This is a genomic window from Marinobacter fuscus (genome assembly GCF_003007675.1).
Classification (GTDB): domain Bacteria; phylum Pseudomonadota; class Gammaproteobacteria; order Pseudomonadales; family Oleiphilaceae; genus Marinobacter; species Marinobacter fuscus.
Genome location: NZ_PXNP01000023.1, coordinates 137,271 through 156,913 on the forward strand (window position 1 = coordinate 137,271; position 19,643 = coordinate 156,913).

A 19,643-nucleotide genomic window follows, 5' to 3' on the forward strand; every position below is an offset into this window, starting at 1 on the left:
CGGCTTAGAAAATGACCACATCGCCGGGGCGGTAGATCGGCACGTTCGCCGCCGCGCAGGCGGCTTAGAAATCGCATGAGCGGAACCGCATACATCACCCTGGGTTCGCCGCCGCGCAGGCGGCTTAGAAATGGATCGACGCGGCCAAGCGAATCGCCGAAGCGTTCGCCGCCGCGCAGGCGGCTTAGAAATTGGCGCCGGCCAGGCGCTTCTCAACGTCCTTGTTCGCCGCCGCGCAGGCGGCTTAGAAAATCATCATCCGCCACGCGGCGTTGACCACCTTGTTCGCCGCCGCGCAGGCGGCTTAGAAATGAAACCCGAGCAGATCCGGGCGCCCCTGAACATTCGCCGCCGCGCAGGCGGCTTAGAAACTGCCCGCCGAAGCTCCAGCGGCCCGCTCTTTGTTCGCCGCCGCGCAGGCGGCTTAGAAATTCAGCTCTCTTGCGAGAGCATCAATGGTTTGGTTCGCCGCCGCGCAGGCGGCTTAGAAAGCTCTCGTCAGGTACTGCAACGCCGACCAATTGTTCGCCGCCGCGCAGGCGGCTTAGAAATGGCCGCCCCGCTGGCACCGGTCACGCAGTACGTTCGCCGCCGCGCAGGCGGCTTAGAAATAGTTCCGTTTGTTGAAAGGTTAATTGCCGCAGTTCGCCGCCGCGCAGGCGGCTTAGAAAAATAGCCGGGCGCCGGGTGGTCTGCCTTGGTCGTTCGCCGCCGCGCAGGCGGCTTAGAAATCAAGCTCCGGCATGTGCTTATCCAGCCAGCCGTTCGCCGCCGCGCAGGCGGCTTAGAAATGAACGCGGACGGCGTGCTGGAAGGTGAGCCGGTTCGCCGCCGCGCAGGCGGCTTAGAAAGTCGAATACCGGAGCCAGTGGCCGCTGTTTCGGTTCGCCGCCGCGCAGGCGGCTTAGAAAAAGCTGACCGCCCTGCAAAACGAAGTGGCGGAGTTCGCCGCCGCGCAGGCGGCTTAGAAACGAATCTGGACGTGGGAAACCGACCGTGAGCCGTTCGCCGCCGCGCAGGCGGCTTAGAAATCGCTCAATTCCAGCGTCCCGTTCCGCTTTAAGTTCGCCGCCGCGCAGGCGGCTTAGAAATCTCCCATTCGTTCAGCGCCTCGCGCTGGTTGGTTCGCCGCCGCGCAGGCGGCTTAGAAATGGTCTAGCCTCCTGGTCTAGCCTCCTGGTCTGTTCGCCGCCGCGCAGGCGGCTTAGAAATCGATGATGGCGAGCACGAGGTTGGGGCACAAGTTCGCCGCCGCGCAGGCGGCTTAGAAATGTACCCGCACCGCCGTTAACGACCCGCCCGGGTTCGCCGCCGCGCAGGCGGCTTAGAAAGCTCTTCGAAATCGGCGAACCCAGAGATGCCCGTTCGCCGCCGCGCAGGCGGCTTAGAAACCTCGGCACGTCAGACAGTCGCCCGGCTTCGTGTTCGCCGCCGCGCAGGCGGCTTAGAAAGTGCTGGTGCGCCTGCTTCGCCGGGCGTGTAAGTTCGCCGCCGCGCAGACTCCTAGCTGTCGTCCAGATGCTTGCCCAGCATGGCGTGGTAAAGCTCCCGGTCGCCGATGGCGCCGGTGATCTGGCCGTTTTCTTCCACCAGCAGGCTGTGGCCGGTGAAATAGCGGATCTCCACGGCGTCGCGCAGAGGGGTGTCGGGTGTGATTCGGGTGGGTTGTTTGGCCAGGCTCTCGATGGCCTGGCCCTGTTGCCAGGGTTGGGTCTGGAAGGTTTGCCCGCCGCTGGTGACCACGGCTTGCTCGGCCACGTTCGGTGTGTGCAGCCAGGTGTCGTAGCGCTTGTTCAGGCAGCGGTTGCCCTTTGCGTCTTCCTGAATGTCTTCAATCGGTAAGGCCAGTGAGCGCGCCGCCAGTACGTTCAGCGGGTTGGTGCTGGAAACAAAGCTCTTCACGTAGTCGTTAGCGGGCTCCAGTACGATGGCTTCGGGCTTGCCGTGCTGCACAATCTGGCCGTCTTTCATGATGGCGATGTGCGATCCCAGTTTCAGGGCTTCGTCCAGGTCGTGGCTAACGAACACGATGGTTTTTTGCAGCTCGTCCTGCAGTGTGAGCAGTTCGTCCTGAAGTTGCTGGCGGATCAGCGGGTCCAGAGCCGAGAAGGGCTCGTCCATCAGCAGGATTTCCGATTCGGTGGCCAATGCCCGGGCCAGGCCCACGCGCTGGCGCATACCGCCGGAGAGCTCATCCGGGCGGCATTTGGCCCAGCCAGACAACCCCACCAGCTCCAGTTGTTTGGCCACTTTCTTGCGGCGCTCGGTTTTGCCCATGCCTTGCAGTTCCAGGCCGAAGGCGACGTTGTCTTCCACCGTCAGCCACGGCATCAGGGCGAAGTTCTGGAACACCATGGAGATGCGCCGGGTGCGGATGTCGCGGCGGGTTTTCTCATCGGCCTGGGTGAAATCCACCTGGTTGCCATCGTGTTCGATGCGAATGGCGCCGCTGGTGACTTCGTTCAGGCCGTTGATGCAGCGCAGCAGGCTGGATTTGCCCGAGCCGGACAACCCCATCAGTACGCAGATTTCGCCTTTCTTCACCGAGAGATTGGCGTTCTGAACACCCACCACCAGGCCGGTTTCCTTGCGGATATCGGCGCGATCCATGCCTTGTTCGATCAGCGGCAGGGCCCGCTGAGGCTGCTTGCCGAATACCACGTTTACGTTCTCAAACTCGATCATGCTGCAGTCTCCGTAGCGTTTTTCTGACGGAAGAAGCGATCCATCCAGATGGCCAGCAGAACAATAGCCAGGCCTGCTTCAAAGCCCTTGCCGATGTCCACGGTGTTCAGGGCCCGGACGACGGGCACACCCAGGCCGTCGGCGCCTACCAGGGCGGCAATCACCACCATAGACAGCGACAGCATGATGCACTGGGTAATGCCAGCGCCGATGGAACTCATGGCGGCAGGCAGTTCAACCTTGAACAGCAGTTGGCGATTGGTGCAGCCGAAGGCGCGGCCTGCTTCCACCAGTTCAGTTGGTACCTGGGAGATACCCAGGTAAGTAAGCCGAACCGGAGCGGCGATGGCGAAGATGACGGTGGAAATCACGCCGGGTACTACGCCCAGCCCGAACAGGGTCAGGGTGGGAATCAGGTAGACGAATGGCGGGATGGTCTGCATCAGGTCCAGTACCGGCTGCAGGAATTTGTACAGCCAGGTGCTGTGGGCGGCATAGATACCCAGGGGAATGCCGATCAGTATGCACAGCAGGGTGGCGTAAAGTACCAGCGACAGGGTGGCCATGGTGTCTTCCCAGTAGCCGATGTTCCAGATCAGTAAAAAACTGACGGCGGTAAACAGGGTGAGCCCCCAGCGGCGATGGCGAGCGTGGGCGGCTACCGTAAACAGGCCGATGAGTACTGCGGGTGGCACCCACAGCAGGCCGTCGGTGAGGCCGTGGATCAGGCTTCTGAGGGTTTCGGAAACGGCGTCGAAAAAGCCGCTGAAATTGATCACCAGAAAATCAACAACGGCTTCCATAAAGTCGCCGAAGGGCAGTTGATGCTCAGTTATCCAGTTCATGGTCGTCTGTCTTTTCGGGTGCAGGCGGTGGCCCGCACGGGGAGTGAATATTTCAGAATATTGCGAGCGCCCGGGGTTGCCCCCGGGCGTTCAGGTTTACTTCAAAGAGGCTTTCACAGCAGGCAGGGCGGGTTTGCCGTCCAGAGTGGTCACGCCTTCAAGCCAGGCATCGAGCACGTCCGGGTTGTTGGCCAGCCAGGTGTGGGCGGCGTCGCGGGGCTCTTCACCGTCGTTCAGGATCGCGCCCATCACTTCGTTCTCCATGGCCAGGGAGAAGGTCATGTTGTTCAGCAGTTGGCCAACGTTCGGGCATTCGTTCAGGTAGCCCTTGCGCACGTTGGTGTGCACGGTGGCGCCGCCGTAGTTGGGGCCAAAGAAGTCATCACCACCGTCCAGGTAAGCCAGGTCGTGGTTGGCGTTCATCGGGTGCGGTTCCCAGGCCAGGAAGACCACCCACTGCTGGCGGCGAGTGGCGCGGCTGACTTGCGAGAGCATACCGGCTTCGCTGGATTCCACCACCCGGAAATCGCCCAGGCCGAAGGCGTCCTGGTCGACCATATCCTGGATCAGCCGGTTGCCGTCGTTGCCCGGTTCGATGCCGTAGATGCGATCGTTGAATTTGTCGGCGTGCTTGGCGATGTCGGCAAAGCTGGTAACGCCGGCGTCGTACACATACTGGGGTACGGCCAGAGTGTATTTAGCGCCTTCCAGGTTGGTAATCACGGTTTCCACGTCACCGCTTTCCAGGTAGGGGCGAACGTCGCCTTCCATTGTGGGCATCCAGTTACCCAGGAAGACGTCGATGTCTTTGTTCTTCAGGGAGCGGTAGGTAACCGGTACCGAGAGCACGTTCGCTTTGGGCTGGTAGCCCATGCCTTCCAGCACTTCGGAGGCCAGGGCGGTCGTGGCGGTGATGTCTGTCCAGCCTACGTCTGCAAAGCGTACGGTTTTGCATTCGGTATTCGGGGCAGCCGCAACGGCACCACTCAAGGCAAGGCCAGCGCAGGCCAGGGTCAGTTTGTTCATGGATAGTCTCCTGTTTTTTACACAGCGTGTGGTGTTTCGGGCAACCGGTCAGTCTTCGGTGTGGCCCATGCTGTCGGATGTGTGGTTGCCGCTGTTTGCGGCAATTGCCTGATCTACATAGGTTTTACAAAGGCTAACGGCCCGGTCCAGCTCAATCCGGCCCTCACTCATGGCGGCCCGCAGCCAGAAGCCGTCGATCAGGGCGGCAATGGTTTCAGCGGTTTCTCTGGCCTGCGCCACAGGCATCAGTTGGCGCAGCGGAACGATCAGGTTCGAGAGCAATCGGCGTTCATTCACCCGCTGCAGTCGCATCAAATCCGGGCTGTGCATGGCCTGGGTCCAGAACGCCAGCCAGGTTTTTGCGGATTGGGCACTGGTCTGTGCGCCGGAGAAGTTGGCATCGACAATGGCCAACAGCCGTTCACGGGGCGTTGACGAGCGTTCCGCCATCAGTTTGGCAGCGTCCCGCTGAAGTGATGACAGCAGGTAGCGCATGCTGGCTTCTAGCAGACCCTGCTTGTTGCCGAAATAGTGGCTGACAATGCCAACCGACAGTTCCGATGCTTCGGCTATCCGGCCAATGGTGGCGCCCTGAAAGCCATGGGCTTCAATCACTTTCATCGTGGCGTCGATCAATTGCTGGCGCCGTATTGTTTCCACTCCGGGGCGTGCCATAGGGTTTCCTGATCGCTGTCTTGAAGGCTTGTTCAATTAATTGAATGGTTATTCAATGCCGCAAAGGTTAATGGTTTGACCACTAAATATCAAATGCCGGTTTTTTGATTGGGAATCGGGAGGGGCAGCCAAAACCATTGGCATATTGCTGTTGATCTAGGAGATTAGTTCTTTAGACCGCGAATAATGCTGGCTGATATCGGGCGGTAGAGAGTGAGATTTCTTTTGTGTTGTAGAGGTTTGGTGTGTGTTTAACCGGTTTGAATGCCGGGCAGGTTTGGGTGGAATGGCGCCCATGCACTATGTTGAATGGGTGGGGTCTCACCCATTCTGGGTGGTTTTTTTACTGAGTTTTTTTAGATTGATGTTTTGTAAGGTTTTTCTTGGTATGGCCCGATCTTTGCCTTGGATGATCTTACATCGTGCCCGATCGGGCGCTGTTGTTTGAGCACCCAACAATCAAAATGAACCAGGGAGCATTCTCTATGAAGACCCAAGCCGTTATGGCCGTGGCTTTTGCCTCGACTCTTGTTGCCGCCACTCCAGCCCTTGCCCAGGATCGTGCAGGTTGGCCCGACAGCTTTACTGTGGGCACCGCCAGCCAGGGTGGTACCTATTTTGCCTATGGCTCCGGCTGGGCGAACTTCGTGGCAGAAAACCTGGGTGTATCCGGCGGTGCTGAAATTACCGGCGGCCCGGTACAGAACATGGCGCTGGTGCACACCGGCGATCTGAAATTTGGGCTGACCACCATGGGCCCGGCCCGTGAATCACGCGATGGCGAGAGCCCGCTGGCCCCGGGCATGAAGATGGACAATGTCTGTGCCATGTTCCCGATGTACGAGACGCCCTTCTCAATCACGACGCTGTCCAGCTCTGGCATCAAGAGCATCTCTGAGATTCCGGATGGTGCCACCATCGGCTTTGGCCCGGCGGGTTCTACTTCCGACACTTACTTTCCGCGGATGATGGAAGCGCTGGGTGTTAACTTCAAACGCCGTAACGGCAGCTGGTCGGACCTTGGCGGGCAGCTGCAGGATGGCCTGATCGACGTGGTGGCGTTTGCCGCCGGTATTCCGATCCCTGCCGTTAGCCAGCTGGAAGTTCAGACCGATGTAAACATCATTGGCATGAACGACGACGAAGCCAAAAAGATTGTTGATAACTTCCCGGTGTCTGAGTTCATCATCCCGGCCACCACGTATCAGTCGCTGGAAAAACCATCCCGCGTTGTCTCCATGTGGAACTTCGCCATGGTTAACTGCGACATGCCGGAGAGCTTTGTGTATGAAATCACCAAGCTGACCATGGAAAACAACGACAAGATGGTGTCTATCCACAAGGCAGCACGCAATTCCGTTCCTGAGAACTACACCAAGAACAACGTACTGCCCTGGCACCCGGGTGCCGCTCGTTGGTTTAACGAAAACGGTTACACCATCGAAGCCAGCGCCATTAAATAAGCAGGCAAGTGTCCGAAGGGCTGCGCAGCGGCTCTTCGGGGTTTTACCGGAACCGGTATCCCGGGTTTCCCTCAGGCAGGATTGAACATGACCAAAGAACACGCTCCGGAAGACGGCACGCAGCCGTTGGCCGAAAACCTGACCATTAACGAAGACCATGTGCTCGCCCACGATGTGGACGAAGAGCCGATTGAAGCGAACCGTCGCCTGTACACGGGCATGTTACTCAAGTTCGTGATCATGCTGGCCATTGCGTACTCGGTGTTCCATTTGTACACCCTGAACATATCGCCCATGGAAACCTGGTCGTTCCGGATTGTGCACGTGGCCGGGGCCCTGATTCTGGGCTTTATTCTGTTTGCCGGTGCCCGTTTTGTTTCCGGGGAGGAAGGCGAGGCGCGCCATCGCTGGACGACCTGGATTGGTGCTGCGGCGCTGTTGCCCGCGCTTTATAGTTTGTACCAGACGTTTTCCTTTTATCAGATGATCCAGAACGGCACTATGCGCATTGCCGTTGATCTGGAAACCTGGCACTTCGGCTGGCCGTTGCTGGCGGCGTCTGCGGTGGGTATCGTCATGAGCTGGTTCCACCAGCGTGAGCGTGCCCGGTTCAGCGTACCGGATCTGGTGCTGGTGGTGTGCTCGATGGCGGTTGCGGCTTACCTGCTGGTGGTATTCAACACCTCCATGCGCATGACCACAGGTACTGCGTTTGCACCGGTGGGTATTTCCTTCGCTGCGGTAGCCGGTACGGCCCTGATTATGGAATTGACTCGCCGGGTAGCGGGTATGGCGCTGGTGGTGATTGCCATGGTGTTCCTGGTCTATGTGTTTGCCGGGCCCTATCTGCCGGGCTTTCTGGGTTACCCCGGTCTGTCTGTTCAGCGCTTTTTCAGCCAGGTGTATACCGATGCCGGTATTCTCGGGCCGACCACGGCGGTTTCGTCTACCTACATTATTCTGTTCATCATCTTCGCGGCTTTCCTGCAGGCCTCGAAGGTGGGTGATTACTTTGTGAACTTTGCCTTTGCGGCTGCTGGTCGCTCCCGGGGTGGCCCGGCGAAAGTGTCTATTTTCGCCTCTGGCCTGATGGGTATGATCAACGGCACCAGTGCCGGTAACGTGGTTTCTACCGGTTCTCTGACCATTCCGCTGATGAAGCGGGTGGGGTACAGCAAGGAATCTGCGGGCGCGGTGGAAGCGGCCGCCTCTACCGGTGGCCAGATCATGCCGCCAATCATGGGCGCGGGTGCGTTCATCATGGCGGAAATTACCGGTATTCCCTACACCGAAATCGCCATTGCCGCGATTATTCCGGCCATCCTGTATTTCGCCTCGGTCTATTTCATGGTGGATTTTGAAGCCAAGAAACTGGGCATGCGCGGTATGCGTGAGGACGAGCTGCCGAACCTGATGCTGATGATGAAGCAGGTGTACCTGTTTGTGCCCATCATCATTTTGATTGTGGCGTTGTTCCAGGGCTACTCGGTGATTCGCGCCGGTACGCTGGCGACGGTATCTGCGGCGGTGGTTAGCTGGATTTCCCCCAACAAGATGGGCATTCGCGAGATTCTGCGGGCGTTTGAAATTGCCTCATATATGTCTATCCAAATTATCGTGGTGTGTGCCGCGGCGGGTGTCATTGTGGGTGTTATTTCGCTGACCGGTGTTGGCGCGCGCTTCTCCGTGCTGCTGCTGGATGTGGCCGCTCACAGCAACCTGCTGGCGCTGGTGTTTGCCATGTTCATTTCGATCCTGCTGGGCATGGGTATGCCGACAACTGCCGCCTACGCGGTCGCGGCCTCGGTGGTCGCGCCGGGCCTGGTGCAGCTGGGTATCGAGCCGCTGACGGCGCACTTCTTCGTGTTCTATTTTGCGGTGGTTTCGGCCATTACCCCGCCGGTGGCGCTGGCCTCCTACGCGGCCGCCGGTATTTCCGGTGCCAACGCCATGTCCACGTCGGTGGCATCGTTCCGCATTGGTATTGCTGCGTTCATCGTACCCTTCATGTTCTTCTACAACAGTGCCTTGTTGATGGAAGGCGGCTGGTTTGAAATTGCCCGGGCCCTGATTACCGCCACCTTTGGTGTGTACCTGCTGTCTGCGGGCGTGCTGGGCTGGTTCGCCCGTTCGGCGGCGCCGGTACTGGTGCGTCTGCTGCTGGTGGCTGCGGCGTTGCTGACCATTGAAGGTGGTCTCTGGACAGATCTTGCCGGTATCGGTCTGGCGGTGATCGCTATGTTGATTCAGCGTAAACGGGGCCCGGTTGCTGCGGCGGCGTGATCCCGAACGGCGGCAGGGCAACCGTTTGCTGTGGTTGTCCTGCCTGCAGCTGAACGCTAGGCTTACCGTTTTTTCGGGAACCTCAGGCCATGATGCCTCGAATCAGCGTTGTTTCATTTCTGTTGTTTACCCTGCTGTTGTCTTGGGTGGTGGGGGGCTGGTTTGGGCTGCGCCAACTGGAGCGGGAAAGCCAGGAAGATGCTTTTCGTTACCGGCAGTTGGTGGCCAACGAGCTGAATCGTTATTTACCGGTGCCCGAGCTGATTGCCGAGCATCCGTTGCTGGCAGAAGCCCTTGAACGCCCCAACGACCCTGAAAAACTCCGTGAAGCGAATGAACAGATGCAGCGCATGGCCACCATTGTGGGTGGTTCCGATGTGTATCTGATGGACCACACCGGGCTGACCATTGCCGCCAACAACTATGGTGAACCGGATACCTTTGTTGGCAACAATTATTCCTTCCGCCCCTATTTTTCCGATGCGGTGAAAACCGGCCGGTCGGTGGTGTATTTTGCGCTTGGCTCCCAGTCGCTGGAGCGGGGCCTGTACTTTTCCCATCCGGTTCGGGACGACGCCGGGGCGTTGCTGGGGGTGGTCACCATCAAGGTGCTGGTGCATGAGCTGGAATCCCAATGGCACCGGCCGGAATCCCGCAATCAGGGCGACATGGTGGTGCTCGACGGCAGCGGTGTCAGCTTTCTGACCAGCCAGCCAGGCTGGTTGTACCGGGATTTCGAAGCCACGTTTGTAGCCGCCGACGATGCAGACACCTTGCTTCGTTATCCCGGCCGGGACTTGCAGCAGATGCCGCTGCGTACGCTGGGGCGCTCCTGGGTTTTGTCGGAAAACTCGCGCCTGCTGCGATTTACAGAGGCCGAGGCCGGGCCGACTTACCTTGCCGTTACCCTGCCGTTGCCCCGGATGGACTGGAGCCTGATGGTACTGGCCGATACCCGGCCCTTGTTGTGGAATCGCGTTGGGTTTGCAGTGGGCGGGCTGGCTATCTTTCTGGCGGGCTTTCTTACCTGGCTTTATCTGCGGGAGCGTTATCGGCGAGAGCGGGAGCTGGCATTGCGTGGCGAGCAACTGGAACAGCGGGTGAACCAGCGCACCGCCGATCTCAAGCACTCCAACGACCAGTTGCTGGCAGAAATTCAGGAGCGGGAGCGGGCCCAGACCGAGCTGCGGGAAACCCAGCAGGAACTGATTCAGGCCGCCAAACTGGCGGTGCTGGGGCAGATGTCGGCGGGGCTGAACCATGAAATCAATCAGCCGCTAACCGCGATTCAGGCATACGCACGCAATAGCCGTAAGTTTTTAGAGCGGGGTGCTACCGGCATGGTGGACGCCAACTTACGGGAAATTGTCAGTCTGTGCGACAAAATGGCGGAACTTATCCGGCAATTCAAGGTGTTTGCCCGTAAATCGGAGGGGCCGCCATCCATTGTCGATTTGCGTTTGCCGGTGGATGCGGCTCTTAAAATTATCCGGGCGCAGAACTCTGCTGAGGGTGTAGATATCCGCTGGCACCGGCCGGAGCAGGCGGTGATGTGCCATGGCGACCTGATTCGGGTAGAGCAGGTGATGGTTAACCTGATGGCAAATGCCATTCAGGCCGTTGAGGGCTGTAACGATCCGGCGATTGATGTGCTGGTAACCGAAGAGGGCGAATACTGGCAGTGCCTCGTTCGGGATAACGGCCACGGATTGCCCGGTAATACCGAACAGGTATTCGAGCCTTTCTTTACCACTCGATCGGTCAAGCAGGGCCTTGGGCTGGGCTTGTCCATTTCCCGCCAGATTGTCGACGCTCTTGGCGGAACGCTCACCGGGCAGAATCGCACCGATGGCCCGGGGGCGGAATTCAGTCTGAAACTCAAACAGCGCAGGGCAGAGGAATGACAACACCTTCCGTGATTTTCGTGGATGATGATCCGGATATCAGGCCGGTCATGGAGCAAACTCTCACACTGGAAGATATTCCGGTGGTCAGTTTTGCAGATGGCGCCTCGGCGTTGCGGTTGATTAAGCCGGAATACGAGGGGGTGGTGCTGTGCGACTACAACATGCCAGAGATGGATGGCCTGGAAGTATTGCAGCGGGTTCGGGCCATTGATGAAGACATTCCGGTGATCATACTGACCGGGCAGGGGGATATCAGCACGGCGGTGTCTGCCATGCAGCAGGGCGCTTACGACTTCATCGAAAAGCCGTTTGACCACGATGAGCTGATCGAATTGCTGCGCCATGCCCTGGAAAAACGCCAACTGGCTCTGGAAAACCGCCGCCTGAAAGCCCAGTTGCGCCACCTGGCCAAACCGGGCCCACGGATTCTGGGTGATTCCGTGGTGATGCAGAAGGCTATGGCCACGGTTGATCCGATTCTGGATATTTCTGCCAACGTATTGCTGCATGGCGAAACCGGCTCTGGCAAGGATGCTCTGGCCCGCTACATTCACGAAAACAGCCCTCGAAGCAGCAATAATTTTGTGGCCATCAATTGCGGGGCGGTGCCGGAGAACCTGATTGAAAGTGAGTTGTTCGGCCATGAGGCCGGTGCGTTTACCGGCGCCGACAAGCGCCGCATCGGTAAGATTGAGCACGCCCACAAGGGCACTCTGTTTCTGGATGAAGTAGAGAGCATGCCCATGCCGCTGCAGGTAAAACTGCTGCGGGTACTGGAAGAGCAGCGAGTGGAACGCCTGGGCAGCAATCAGATTGTGGACGTGGATGTGCGCATCATTGCCGCCACCAAAGCCGACCTGAAACAGCTTAGTGAGCAGGGCGACTTCCGCCCGGATCTGTACTACCGGCTGAACGTGGTAAAAGTGGACATTCCGCCGTTGCGGGAGCGCAAAGAAGATATTGCCAAGCTGTTTCACCACTTCGCCCTGATCGCCGCCGCCCGTTACGACCGGGAAAGTGTGCCGCTGGATGCCCGCCAGGCCGCCCAGTTGATGCAACATTCCTGGCCCGGAAACGTTCGGGAGTTGCGCAACCTGGCCGAGCGTTATGTGTTGCTGGGGGCGTTGGCGCTGGATGATGGCAACGCCCGGGAAGGGGCGGATGTGGCGGGTCGCCAGACACTGTCAGAAATGATGGATGGCTTTGAACGCACCGCCATTATCAGCGCACTCAACGCCTGCCATGGCAGTATCAAAGACACCATGGTGCAGCTGGGCATCGCCCGCAAGACCCTCTACGATAAGATGAAAAAGCACGGTCTGGACAAGGCTCAGTTCAAGGACTGAGCCTGTCATTGCATCGTAATCGAAGGTTCACTCTCAGGGTGCAATTTTCTTTTTCAGGGCCATGGTCAGTGGCCTTGGCAGGCTGGGCAATGATTTCAGTAACCAGGGCAGCACTTTGCGCTTCATGCCGTTGAGAGATTCGGGCACTACCGCGTCGATCAGGTGAGGGCCGGGCTGGCTCTGGGCGTAGCGGATGGCTTTGATCAGTTCCTCAGAGGTGGATACCCGAACCCCGTGCACCCCCATGCTTTGGGCGAGCGTGGCGAAGTTGGTGACTGGCCCGCTGATGTCCAGCTGTGACTTGGCTTTGGCACCGCTGTCCTGTGCCCCAACCCGATCCAGTTCCACATTCAGGATGGAGTAGGAGGCGTTGTTAAAGATAATGCTGGTAACGTTGAGGTTTTCCCGGGCCATGGTCCACAGGGCCTGAATGGTGTACATGGCGGTGCCGTCGCCTATAAGCGCAAACACCGGGCGATCGGGGCAGGCGATGGCCGCGCCGGTGGCGCTGGGTAGGCCCTGGCCGATGGCGCCGCCGGTAAGGGTGATCAGGTCGTGTTTTGGCGCTCCGGCGGTCAGGGCGTTGAGCATCAGGCCCGAGGTGATGGCTTCGTCCACCAGAATGCTGTCTTCGGGCATCAGTTCGCCAACCGCGCGGCATACTTTCTCGGCGGTCAGTTTGCCTTTGGGCAGCCCTGGGCGGTTGGCGTGCTGCACCAGTGGTGTGGCGTGCTGTGCGCCGAGTGTTTCGACCAGGCGGTTCAGGCTGGCTGGGGCATTCTGTTCGGCGGTACTGAGTGTATGTACCTGGCAGCTGTCCGGCACCAGATAGCTCTTTTTTCCGGGGTAACCAAAGAAGGAAACCGGTGCCTTGGCATCCACCAGAATCAGGTGCTCAAATTCGGCCAGCTGCAAGCTGGCCAGCTCGGCCAGATACGCGATTCTTTCTACCGGTGGTAACCCCGCGCCCTTTTCCATGCGTGTCGGAAAGGTCTCAGCAAGCAGCGTGGCGCCGTTATGGGCGGCAATACGGGCCGCTGCCATCAGGCTGGGCTCCCGCAATGCTTGGCCACCGAGCAGCAGGGCGGTTTTCTGCCCGGAGCGGATGGCCTCGGCGGCGTTCTGTATAGCCTGTTCACCGGCGGCTGGTGCTTCCTGTTGTTCTGGTACCTGGCAAGGCTTGCCACCTTCGCCCCAGGACACATCGGCAGGCAGAATCAGTGTGGCTACCTGGCCGGGCAGGCCGCGGGCGGCGGTAATGGCGTCGGCGGCATCCTGACACAGGGCTTCGGTGCTCCGGGAGGTGCGAACAAAGCCCGGAGAAACGTTGCGGGCCACCGTTTCAATATCCGACTGCAACTGGGCGTCGTATTGCACATGATAGGTGGCGTGGTCGCCGACGATATTCACCACCGGTACTTTACCCTTGCGGGCGTTGTGCAGGTTAGCCAGGCCGTTACCAAGGCCGCAACCCAGGTGCAGCAGCGTTGCCGCCGGCTTGTCCGCCATTCTGGCGTAGCCGTCGGCGGCACCGGTGGCTACACCTTCGAACAGGGCAAGCACGGCCCGCATTTTCGGTTCTGCGTCCAGCGCGGCCACAAAGTGCATTTCGCTGGTGCCAGGGTTGGTGAAGCACACCTCGATACCGGCATCCACCAGGGTTTTCATCAAGGCTTGCGCGCCATTACTCATTGTTATTCTCCAGGCTTTCGACAGTCTGTGGTTCGATAAAGTCCAGATGTTCGGGGCCGATATCGGCAATGCGGGTGACGCCCGTCAGAGACATCGCCAGCTTCAGTTCCTGTTGCCAGCTGGCCAGCATATGGGTGAGGGCGGCCTGCCCACCTGCCGCCAGGGCCCAGGCCCAGGGGCGGCCGACCATTACCCCCTCGGCACCCAGAGCCAGCGCCCGGAAAACATCGATGCCGCTGCGGATGCCGCCGTCTACCAGAACGGTGGTTTGGTGGCCAACCGCTGCGACGATTTCCGGGAGTTTGAGGGCCGTTGCGGCAACGCCATCGAGTTGGCGGCCACCGTGGTTGGAGACCACCAGGCCATCGGCGCCGGCATTTACCGCAGCGCGGGCATCGTCGGCATCCAGTATGCCCTTGAGTATGAGAGCGCCGGGCCAGAGATGGCGCAGCCATTCAATGTCCCGCCATGTGGCCGAGGCATCGAACTGGGTGTCGATCCAGTGCTTGAATGCGTCCAGATCCGTGGCGGCGGGCAGAGCATTGCTCAGGTTGCCAAAGGTCAGGGGTTTGCCATTTTTGGCCACGTGCCAGAGCCAACCGGGGCGGGTAATCAGTTGCTGTGCTTTAAGGGCGAGAGAACGTGCGCCAGCGCTGTTCAGGCCATTGCGGGTATCCCGATGCCGGGGGCCGGGTAATGGTAGGTCGACGGTGAATATCAGGGTCTTGCACCCGTCTTGCCAGGCTTGCTCGAGCAGAGCCTTAACGAATTCCCGGTCGCGCAGCATGTAGAGCTGGAACCAACAGGCTGAGGGCGTTGCCTGGTTGACCTCTGCCAGTGAACATATACCCACCGTAGACAGAGTAAATGGCAGGTTGTGGGCCGTGGCGGCTCGCATGGCCTGCACCTCGCCCCGCGTTGCCATCATACCTGCCAGCCCCAGTGGCGCCAGGGCCACAGGCATATCGCTGGGCTGGCCCGCCAGTGTGGTGCTGGTGTCCACCCGATCGACGTCGATCATAACCCGCTGGCGCAGCGGAATGGCTTGCCAGCCCTTATTGTTGGCGCTCAGGGTAAGCTCTTCGCCAGCGCCGCCATCCAGATAATCTGCCAGGAATCGGGGCAGTTTCCGGCGGGCCAGTTTCTGGTAGTCGGCCGCAGTGGCCGGATAGCGCAATATCATCTGTTCAGTCTCCCCGAAGAATGCTGCGTGCGGCAGCTCTGGCCGTCAGGATGCAGCCTGGCAGGAAAGTACCCTCGAGCGAGCGTTTGCCATTGCAGCCGCCACCGCCGAAGCCAGCGGCCTCGCCTACGCAGTAGAGCCCGGGTATGGGTTGATGGCTGGCATCGAGTACCTGGCTGTCGAGGTTGGTGCGCAGCCCGCCCAGGCTTTTTCGGGTGGTCAGCTGCATGTGTATGGCAATAAATGGCCCGGCACCGGGTTTCTGCAGGGCGGCCGGCTTGCAGGTGCGCAGTCGATCCGGGCCCCATTGGCGGGCGTGGCGGATCATGCGGATTTGTGCATCGTTGTGCAGCTGGCTGCCTTTGCTGAAGTTGGCGTCGAAGGCATCGGCCGTCCTTTTAAGCGTGGCGGCGTCTACATCCAGCGAGCAGGTGAGCGCGTTCATTTTCCTGGCCAGGCCATCCAGAGTGTGGTCAACCAGAAAGTAGGGGCTTTCGTTCTGCATCTGGTTGACCAGCGGTTTGTTGCCCAGTAGCAGTTCTTTCAGGAACAGGGGGAATTGTTTGTCGCGGATACGGGCATTGTGTTCGGCACCGGAAATGGCAAATTCTTTCAGGGCGATGCGGCGGTTCAGCAAATGCCAGGTCCAGGGCTTTTCCTGTTCGGCCACCCGCTGGCACAGCCAGTGTGTATCAAAGCCGGTGACCAGAGGCTCAGGCCCGATGCGTTCGCCCCGGTGGTTCAGCCAAAGGGCGGATTTGCAGGGGATGGTCGACAGGCCGTGGCCGGGATAGTGCGGGTAGGGGTGCGGAAAGCCTGCAGCGTAGTTCCACATTTCGCCAGCGTTGCCAATTTGTGCGCCCAGGTGTTCCACCGCCCAGTGGTGCAGCTTGCCATCGGCAAACGGGTGCGCGCCGTTGAGCATGGTCGCGGGCATCGGCCGGTTGGCGGGCCAGTTCTTCCGGCACTCCTGGTGGCTGCCATTGATGCCGCCCATGGCGAGCACTACGTGGCCAGCATCCAGTTCTATTTCCTGACCGGTTTGCTCATTGATTGCGCGGACACCGGAAATTTTGCCCGAGGCTTGCTCCAGGCCTGTCACCCGATGGCGATGGAGCAGTGTGAGTCGGCCGTGGGTGTTGGCCCGGTGCAGGGCATCCACCAGGCAGCGCACCAGTTCCCGGGCCGTGCCCCAAACGATGTGGTAACGGGGAACGCTATTACCTTCACCCAGGCGACCCCGTTCCACCCAGTTTACGGCGGGCATGAACTTCAGGCCCTCGCGGGTCAGCCAGTCGTACACCTCGGGGCGCGAATGCTCCACGTAGTAGCGGGCCCATTCCATCGCAAGAGCATCATCAGGATTCAGTTCACCAAAACGTATCCAGTCCGCCAGTGCCCGGGCAGGGGAGTCCGGAATCTTCATTCGCTGTTGCAGAGGGGTGCCGACCAGTGCCATGCCCCCGAACGCCCAGAGTGCAAGGCCGCCAAAGCGTTCGGGTGTATCGCGGTCAACAATGGTAACGGATTTACCTGCCCTCAAGGCTTCCAGTGCGGTCACAATGCCCGCCAGGCCTCCTCCGGCTACCAGTACGTCAGAGGCCATCACGTTGGTCATGGCTTTCCCCTATGATTTTGTTAGATTTTTTATAGGTTAATCCTACTCTGGGCGATATTGCTCTCGATTAACCCTGAAGACCGAAGCCCTTGCCTCCAGGATCAATGGTGCCCGGCTACAGGTTGGCCTCCGCAAACTCCGCCAGCACAGAGCGGGGCACGCCCTGCAGGTGAATGTGCCCGCCGTGGCGGAAGCCCTTGAACCTTTCGGTCATGTAAGTCAGGCCAGAGCTCAGTGGGCTCAGGTAGGGGGTATCAATCTGTGCCAGGTTGCCAAGGCAGATGACTTTGGAGCCGTTGCCCGCCCGGGTAATGATGGTTTTGATCTGGTGCGGGGTCAGGTTCTGTGATTCGTCGATGATAATCAGGCTGTGTTGGAAGCTGCGGCCCCGGATGTAGTTCATGGATTTGAAGTGCAGCGGCACCTTGCTGAGGATGTAGTCGACACTGGCGGTCATGTTTTCGTCGTCTTCGTGCAGCGCTTCCAGGTTATCCACAATGGCACCCAGCCAGGGTTCCATTTTTTCCGCTTCGGTGCCGGGCAAAAAGCCGATGTCTTCGTCCAGCCCCTGGGTGGACCGGGTGGCGATGATGCGTTTGTAGGCTTTGTTGGCGACGGTCATTTCGATGCAGGCAGCCAGCGCCAGAATGGTTTTCCCGGAACCGGCGGAACCGGTCAGATTCACCAGATGAATGTCGGGGTCGAGCAGCAGGTTCAGGGCCATGGCCTGATAGATGTCGCGAGGCACCAGTCCCCAGACTTCCTCGTTCATCAGGTCGTGCTGGTGCAGGTCTTTCAGAACCAACTGATCTTCTGATACATCAACCACCTGGCCGATAAAGCCCTGTTCGTCGATGACGTATTCATTGATGTTCAGTTTGGCCAGCTCACCTTCCCGTTTCAGCAAATGTTCCGTAACACCTTCACGCTGGACGGTCTCCACTTTGGCAATGCCATCCCAGAAGGAGCCGTGGAACTCCTGGTAGCCTTTGGGCAGCAGGTCAATGTCATCGAGTAGCTGGTCGTTGTGGTAGTCCTGGGCTTCCACACCAAAGCCCCGGGCTTTCAGCCGCATGTTGATGTCTTTACTTACCAGGATGATGTCGTGGGAGGTATGCCGGGCTTGCAGAGCGGCCAGGCTGTTGATGATCTTGTTGTCATTCAGGTGCTCGGGCAGCGAGTGGTTGCCTGCGCCTTCTGAACTCATGACGATGGACAGGGTGCCAAGCGGATCCGCCTTCTTGCCCCGGAGAATGGGAACACCTTTCTCAATCGCTTTCGGGCTGGCATCACCCAGCAGCTTATCGATATTGCGGATGGCCTGGCGACAGTCGGCGGCGACGGTCTGCTTGCCGGATTTCAGGCTGTCCAGCTCTTCAAGTACGGTCATCGGGATGATAACGGTATGCTCTTCAAAATTCAGGAGTGCGTTCGGGTCGTGAATCAGAACGTTGGTGTCGAGGACGTACATTTTCCGGCGAGCTTGCGGTGCTCTGGGCATAGGGGGCGCTACCTCTCTGGTGGCTCAGTCGGTCTTTGCGCAACGCTGCGTCAGGTCTCTGTCGGAAACGAGTTTCAGCATGTCGTAGGTGGTTATTATGCCGGTGATTTTTGAATCGCGGGTGACAAAGATCCGGTGCAGGTGCTCTTGCATCATGATATCGGCAATGTCTCGCACCGGGGTCTGTTCGTCAACCGATAACACGATGGGGGTCATGATATCCCGCACTTCTACCGGCACTTTGCCCATTTCTTCGAAGAGTACCCTGCGCAGGTGACGGGCCGCTGCGCGATCCTCGTCGGACAAGGCTGGCTGATCGTTCGTGTCGTTGGCGTTCCAGCGAAATTCGGTGATGTCCTTCAAGGTGACAATGCCGATGATGTCGCCGTTGTCATCGGTCACCGGGCTGCCGGTAATTTCGTTGTCGGTGAGAAAGCGGGCCAGCCGATCCATAGTCCAGTGATGGGGCACCGCCTTGATGGTGGGGGTCATGATCTCGTGTGCGAGAACACTCATGGGCGCATCTTCCGTTTGCTGACCTTTGTTGCAAGCTTATCGCGTCCCGGGCGCAACGTCATCCCGAAAGCTGCGGTTTATGGCTGACTCCGGGTGACGGCCTTCAGGTTGCCGTCATTTGCCCAGTCGAGGCGGTAGCCCCGGTACTGCTCCTGCTGAGCAAGCGCCTCCAGTGCCTGGATCGATTTCAGCGGGATATCAACAATCAGGCTGTTTACCAGCCATCCGGGCAGGGCACCATTGGGGTCTGTGTGCTGAATCCAGATCATGCGGGTTTGTTCGCCCTCCGGAATCAGGCGGTAGTGTGTGTTGGAGTGGTCTACCCGAACACGGCTGCTGTATTGCGCCCGGATATCCGGGGTGGCGTTCATGTCCATAACGATTTCGCCGCTGCCGGCCTCGCCCCGGGTACGTATGCGCAGAACGTAATCGCGATCGGTGACCGGCCAGGGCATGTCGTTTACCGAGTAGGCGTAGCGGTCATGAAAATCCTGTTGGCCGACGGCGTAAGACTCGGAACAGTTATGAACCCACTGCTCGCAGGATTCGGGGTTGATCATGACTGCCATGACATTTTCAATCGGCGCCTTGAGGATGGCGACTGCCTTGAACGCTTCGAAACCGGATCCTGCCCGGGGAGCGGTATAGATTTCGATGTTATCGACCTGCTTGCGCAAGATCCAGGCCGGTGATTGCTCTTCTGGCATGGGGGCTGCCATCGACGGCAAGGCAACCGCCAACAGGGCGGTCAGGGCAAGGGCTTGCCGCAGGCCAGGAAAGCTTCGGGCTTTGATTGTGGGCATAGGCTACACTTTCAGGGTGAAGGTGCGTCGAGTCTAGCACGCTGATTCCGGGCTTCTGTGCGTCAATTCAGGGGTTTGTGAACCAGTTGGCCGGGTTGGG

The 19,643-nt window shown here is 59.3% G+C and carries 14 protein-coding genes and 1 CRISPR repeat array (1 of these 15 only partly in view); of the genes, 4 read left to right on the forward strand and 10 right to left on the reverse strand.

The annotated features are described in order from the left end of the window. Positions 1-1,451: direct repeats of the CRISPR family, unit length 28 nt; unit sequence GTTCGCCGCCGCGCAGGCGGCTTAGAAA (it extends 137 nt beyond the left edge of the window). Between the two features lie 52 nt (positions 1,452-1,503). The 4 genes from choV to betI form a co-directional block, all read right to left on the reverse strand. Next, positions 1,504-2,685, reverse strand: a complete 1,182-nt coding sequence (gene choV, locus C7H09_RS06585) for a choline ABC transporter ATP-binding protein (RefSeq protein WP_420844181.1) — start codon at positions 2,683-2,685, stop codon at positions 1,504-1,506. After that, on the reverse strand, positions 2,682-3,530 hold the full coding sequence (gene choW, locus C7H09_RS06590; protein WP_106761807.1) for a choline ABC transporter permease subunit: 849 nt from the start codon (positions 3,528-3,530) through the stop codon (positions 2,682-2,684). Before choW ends, choV begins: the two co-directional genes overlap by 4 nt. Positions 3,531-3,626: 96 nt before the next feature. Further along, complete coding sequence (locus tag C7H09_RS06595; RefSeq protein WP_106761808.1) at positions 3,627-4,556, reverse strand: choline ABC transporter substrate-binding protein; 930 nt, start codon at positions 4,554-4,556, stop codon at positions 3,627-3,629. 48 nt (positions 4,557-4,604) lie between these two features. Next, a complete protein-coding gene (gene betI / locus C7H09_RS06600; RefSeq protein ID WP_106761809.1) occupies positions 4,605-5,231 on the reverse strand; it encodes a transcriptional regulator BetI in 627 nt (208 codons plus the stop codon). A 485-nt stretch (positions 5,232-5,716) separates the two neighbouring features. Between betI and C7H09_RS06605 the strand changes: the two genes are divergently transcribed. The 4 genes from C7H09_RS06605 to C7H09_RS06620 all read left to right on the forward strand — a co-directional run bounded on the left by C7H09_RS06605 (position 5,717) and on the right by C7H09_RS06620 (position 12,230). Continuing rightward, complete coding sequence (locus tag C7H09_RS06605) at positions 5,717-6,694, forward strand: TAXI family TRAP transporter solute-binding subunit (protein WP_106761810.1); 978 nt, start codon at positions 5,717-5,719, stop codon at positions 6,692-6,694. Between the two features lie 87 nt (positions 6,695-6,781). Next, entirely contained in the window at positions 6,782-8,977 is a 2,196-nt protein-coding gene (locus C7H09_RS06610; protein ID WP_106761811.1) for a TRAP transporter permease, read from the forward strand. 89 nt (positions 8,978-9,066) lie between these two features. Next, positions 9,067-10,881, forward strand: a complete 1,815-nt coding sequence (locus tag C7H09_RS06615) for a sensor histidine kinase (protein WP_106761812.1) — start codon at positions 9,067-9,069, stop codon at positions 10,879-10,881. Continuing rightward, positions 10,878-12,230, forward strand: coding sequence for a sigma-54-dependent transcriptional regulator (locus C7H09_RS06620; RefSeq protein ID WP_106761813.1), 1,353 nt, complete (start codon positions 10,878-10,880; stop codon positions 12,228-12,230). The genes C7H09_RS06615 and C7H09_RS06620 overlap by 4 nt, the downstream gene beginning before the upstream one ends. A 33-nt stretch (positions 12,231-12,263) precedes the next feature. Here C7H09_RS06620 and C7H09_RS06625 read toward each other — a convergent pair whose 3' ends face one another. From C7H09_RS06625 to C7H09_RS06650, 6 genes are all read right to left on the reverse strand, one after another. Further along, positions 12,264-13,922, reverse strand: coding sequence for an acetolactate synthase large subunit (locus C7H09_RS06625; protein ID WP_106761814.1), 1,659 nt, complete (start codon positions 13,920-13,922; stop codon positions 12,264-12,266). Further along, positions 13,915-15,105 carry an L-lactate dehydrogenase gene (locus C7H09_RS06630; protein ID WP_106761815.1) on the reverse strand — a complete coding sequence of 397 codons (1,191 nt, stop codon included), beginning with the start codon at positions 15,103-15,105 and terminating at the stop codon, positions 13,915-13,917. Before C7H09_RS06630 ends, C7H09_RS06625 begins: the two co-directional genes overlap by 8 nt. 4 nt (positions 15,106-15,109) lie before the next feature. Further along, a complete protein-coding gene (locus C7H09_RS06635) occupies positions 15,110-16,723 on the reverse strand; it encodes an FAD-dependent oxidoreductase (protein ID WP_206074280.1) in 1,614 nt (537 codons plus the stop codon). Between the two features lie 115 nt (positions 16,724-16,838). Beyond that, complete coding sequence (locus tag C7H09_RS06640) at positions 16,839-18,224, reverse strand: PhoH family protein (RefSeq protein WP_206074281.1); 1,386 nt, start codon at positions 18,222-18,224, stop codon at positions 16,839-16,841. A 24-nt stretch (positions 18,225-18,248) separates the two neighbouring features. After that, positions 18,249-18,740 carry a CBS domain-containing protein gene (locus C7H09_RS06645; protein ID WP_106761817.1) on the reverse strand — a complete coding sequence of 164 codons (492 nt, stop codon included), beginning with the start codon at positions 18,738-18,740 and terminating at the stop codon, positions 18,249-18,251. A gap of 77 nt (positions 18,741-18,817) precedes the next feature. Continuing rightward, positions 18,818-19,543 (reverse strand): START domain-containing protein, encoded by a 726-nt coding sequence (locus tag C7H09_RS06650; RefSeq protein ID WP_106761818.1) that lies wholly within the window; start codon positions 19,541-19,543, stop codon positions 18,818-18,820. Between the last annotated feature and the right edge of the window lie 100 nt (positions 19,544-19,643).

Coding starts and splice junctions, on each gene's coding strand:
- choV (WP_420844181.1), bottom strand. CDS start 2,685: ATGATCGAGTTTGAGAACGTAAACGTGGTATTCGGCAAGCAGCCTCAG.
- choW (WP_106761807.1), bottom strand. CDS start 3,530: ATGAACTGGATAACTGAGCATCAACTGCCCTTCGGCGACTTTATGGAA.
- C7H09_RS06595 (WP_106761808.1), bottom strand. CDS start 4,556: ATGAACAAACTGACCCTGGCCTGCGCTGGCCTTGCCTTGAGTGGTGCC.
- betI (WP_106761809.1), bottom strand. CDS start 5,231: ATGGCACGCCCCGGAGTGGAAACAATACGGCGCCAGCAATTGATCGAC.
- C7H09_RS06605 (WP_106761810.1), top strand. CDS start 5,717: ATGAAGACCCAAGCCGTTATGGCCGTGGCTTTTGCCTCGACTCTTGTT.
- C7H09_RS06610 (WP_106761811.1), top strand. CDS start 6,782: ATGACCAAAGAACACGCTCCGGAAGACGGCACGCAGCCGTTGGCCGAA.
- C7H09_RS06615 (WP_106761812.1), top strand. CDS start 9,067: ATGATGCCTCGAATCAGCGTTGTTTCATTTCTGTTGTTTACCCTGCTG.
- C7H09_RS06620 (WP_106761813.1), top strand. CDS start 10,878: ATGACAACACCTTCCGTGATTTTCGTGGATGATGATCCGGATATCAGG.
- C7H09_RS06625 (WP_106761814.1), bottom strand. CDS start 13,922: ATGAGTAATGGCGCGCAAGCCTTGATGAAAACCCTGGTGGATGCCGGT.
- C7H09_RS06630 (WP_106761815.1), bottom strand. CDS start 15,105: ATGATATTGCGCTATCCGGCCACTGCGGCCGACTACCAGAAACTGGCC.
- C7H09_RS06635 (WP_206074280.1), bottom strand. CDS start 16,723: ATGACCAACGTGATGGCCTCTGACGTACTGGTAGCCGGAGGAGGCCTG.
- C7H09_RS06640 (WP_206074281.1), bottom strand. CDS start 18,224: ATGCCCAGAGCACCGCAAGCTCGCCGGAAAATGTACGTCCTCGACACC.
- C7H09_RS06645 (WP_106761817.1), bottom strand. CDS start 18,740: ATGAGTGTTCTCGCACACGAGATCATGACCCCCACCATCAAGGCGGTG.
- C7H09_RS06650 (WP_106761818.1), bottom strand. CDS start 19,543: ATGCCCACAATCAAAGCCCGAAGCTTTCCTGGCCTGCGGCAAGCCCTT.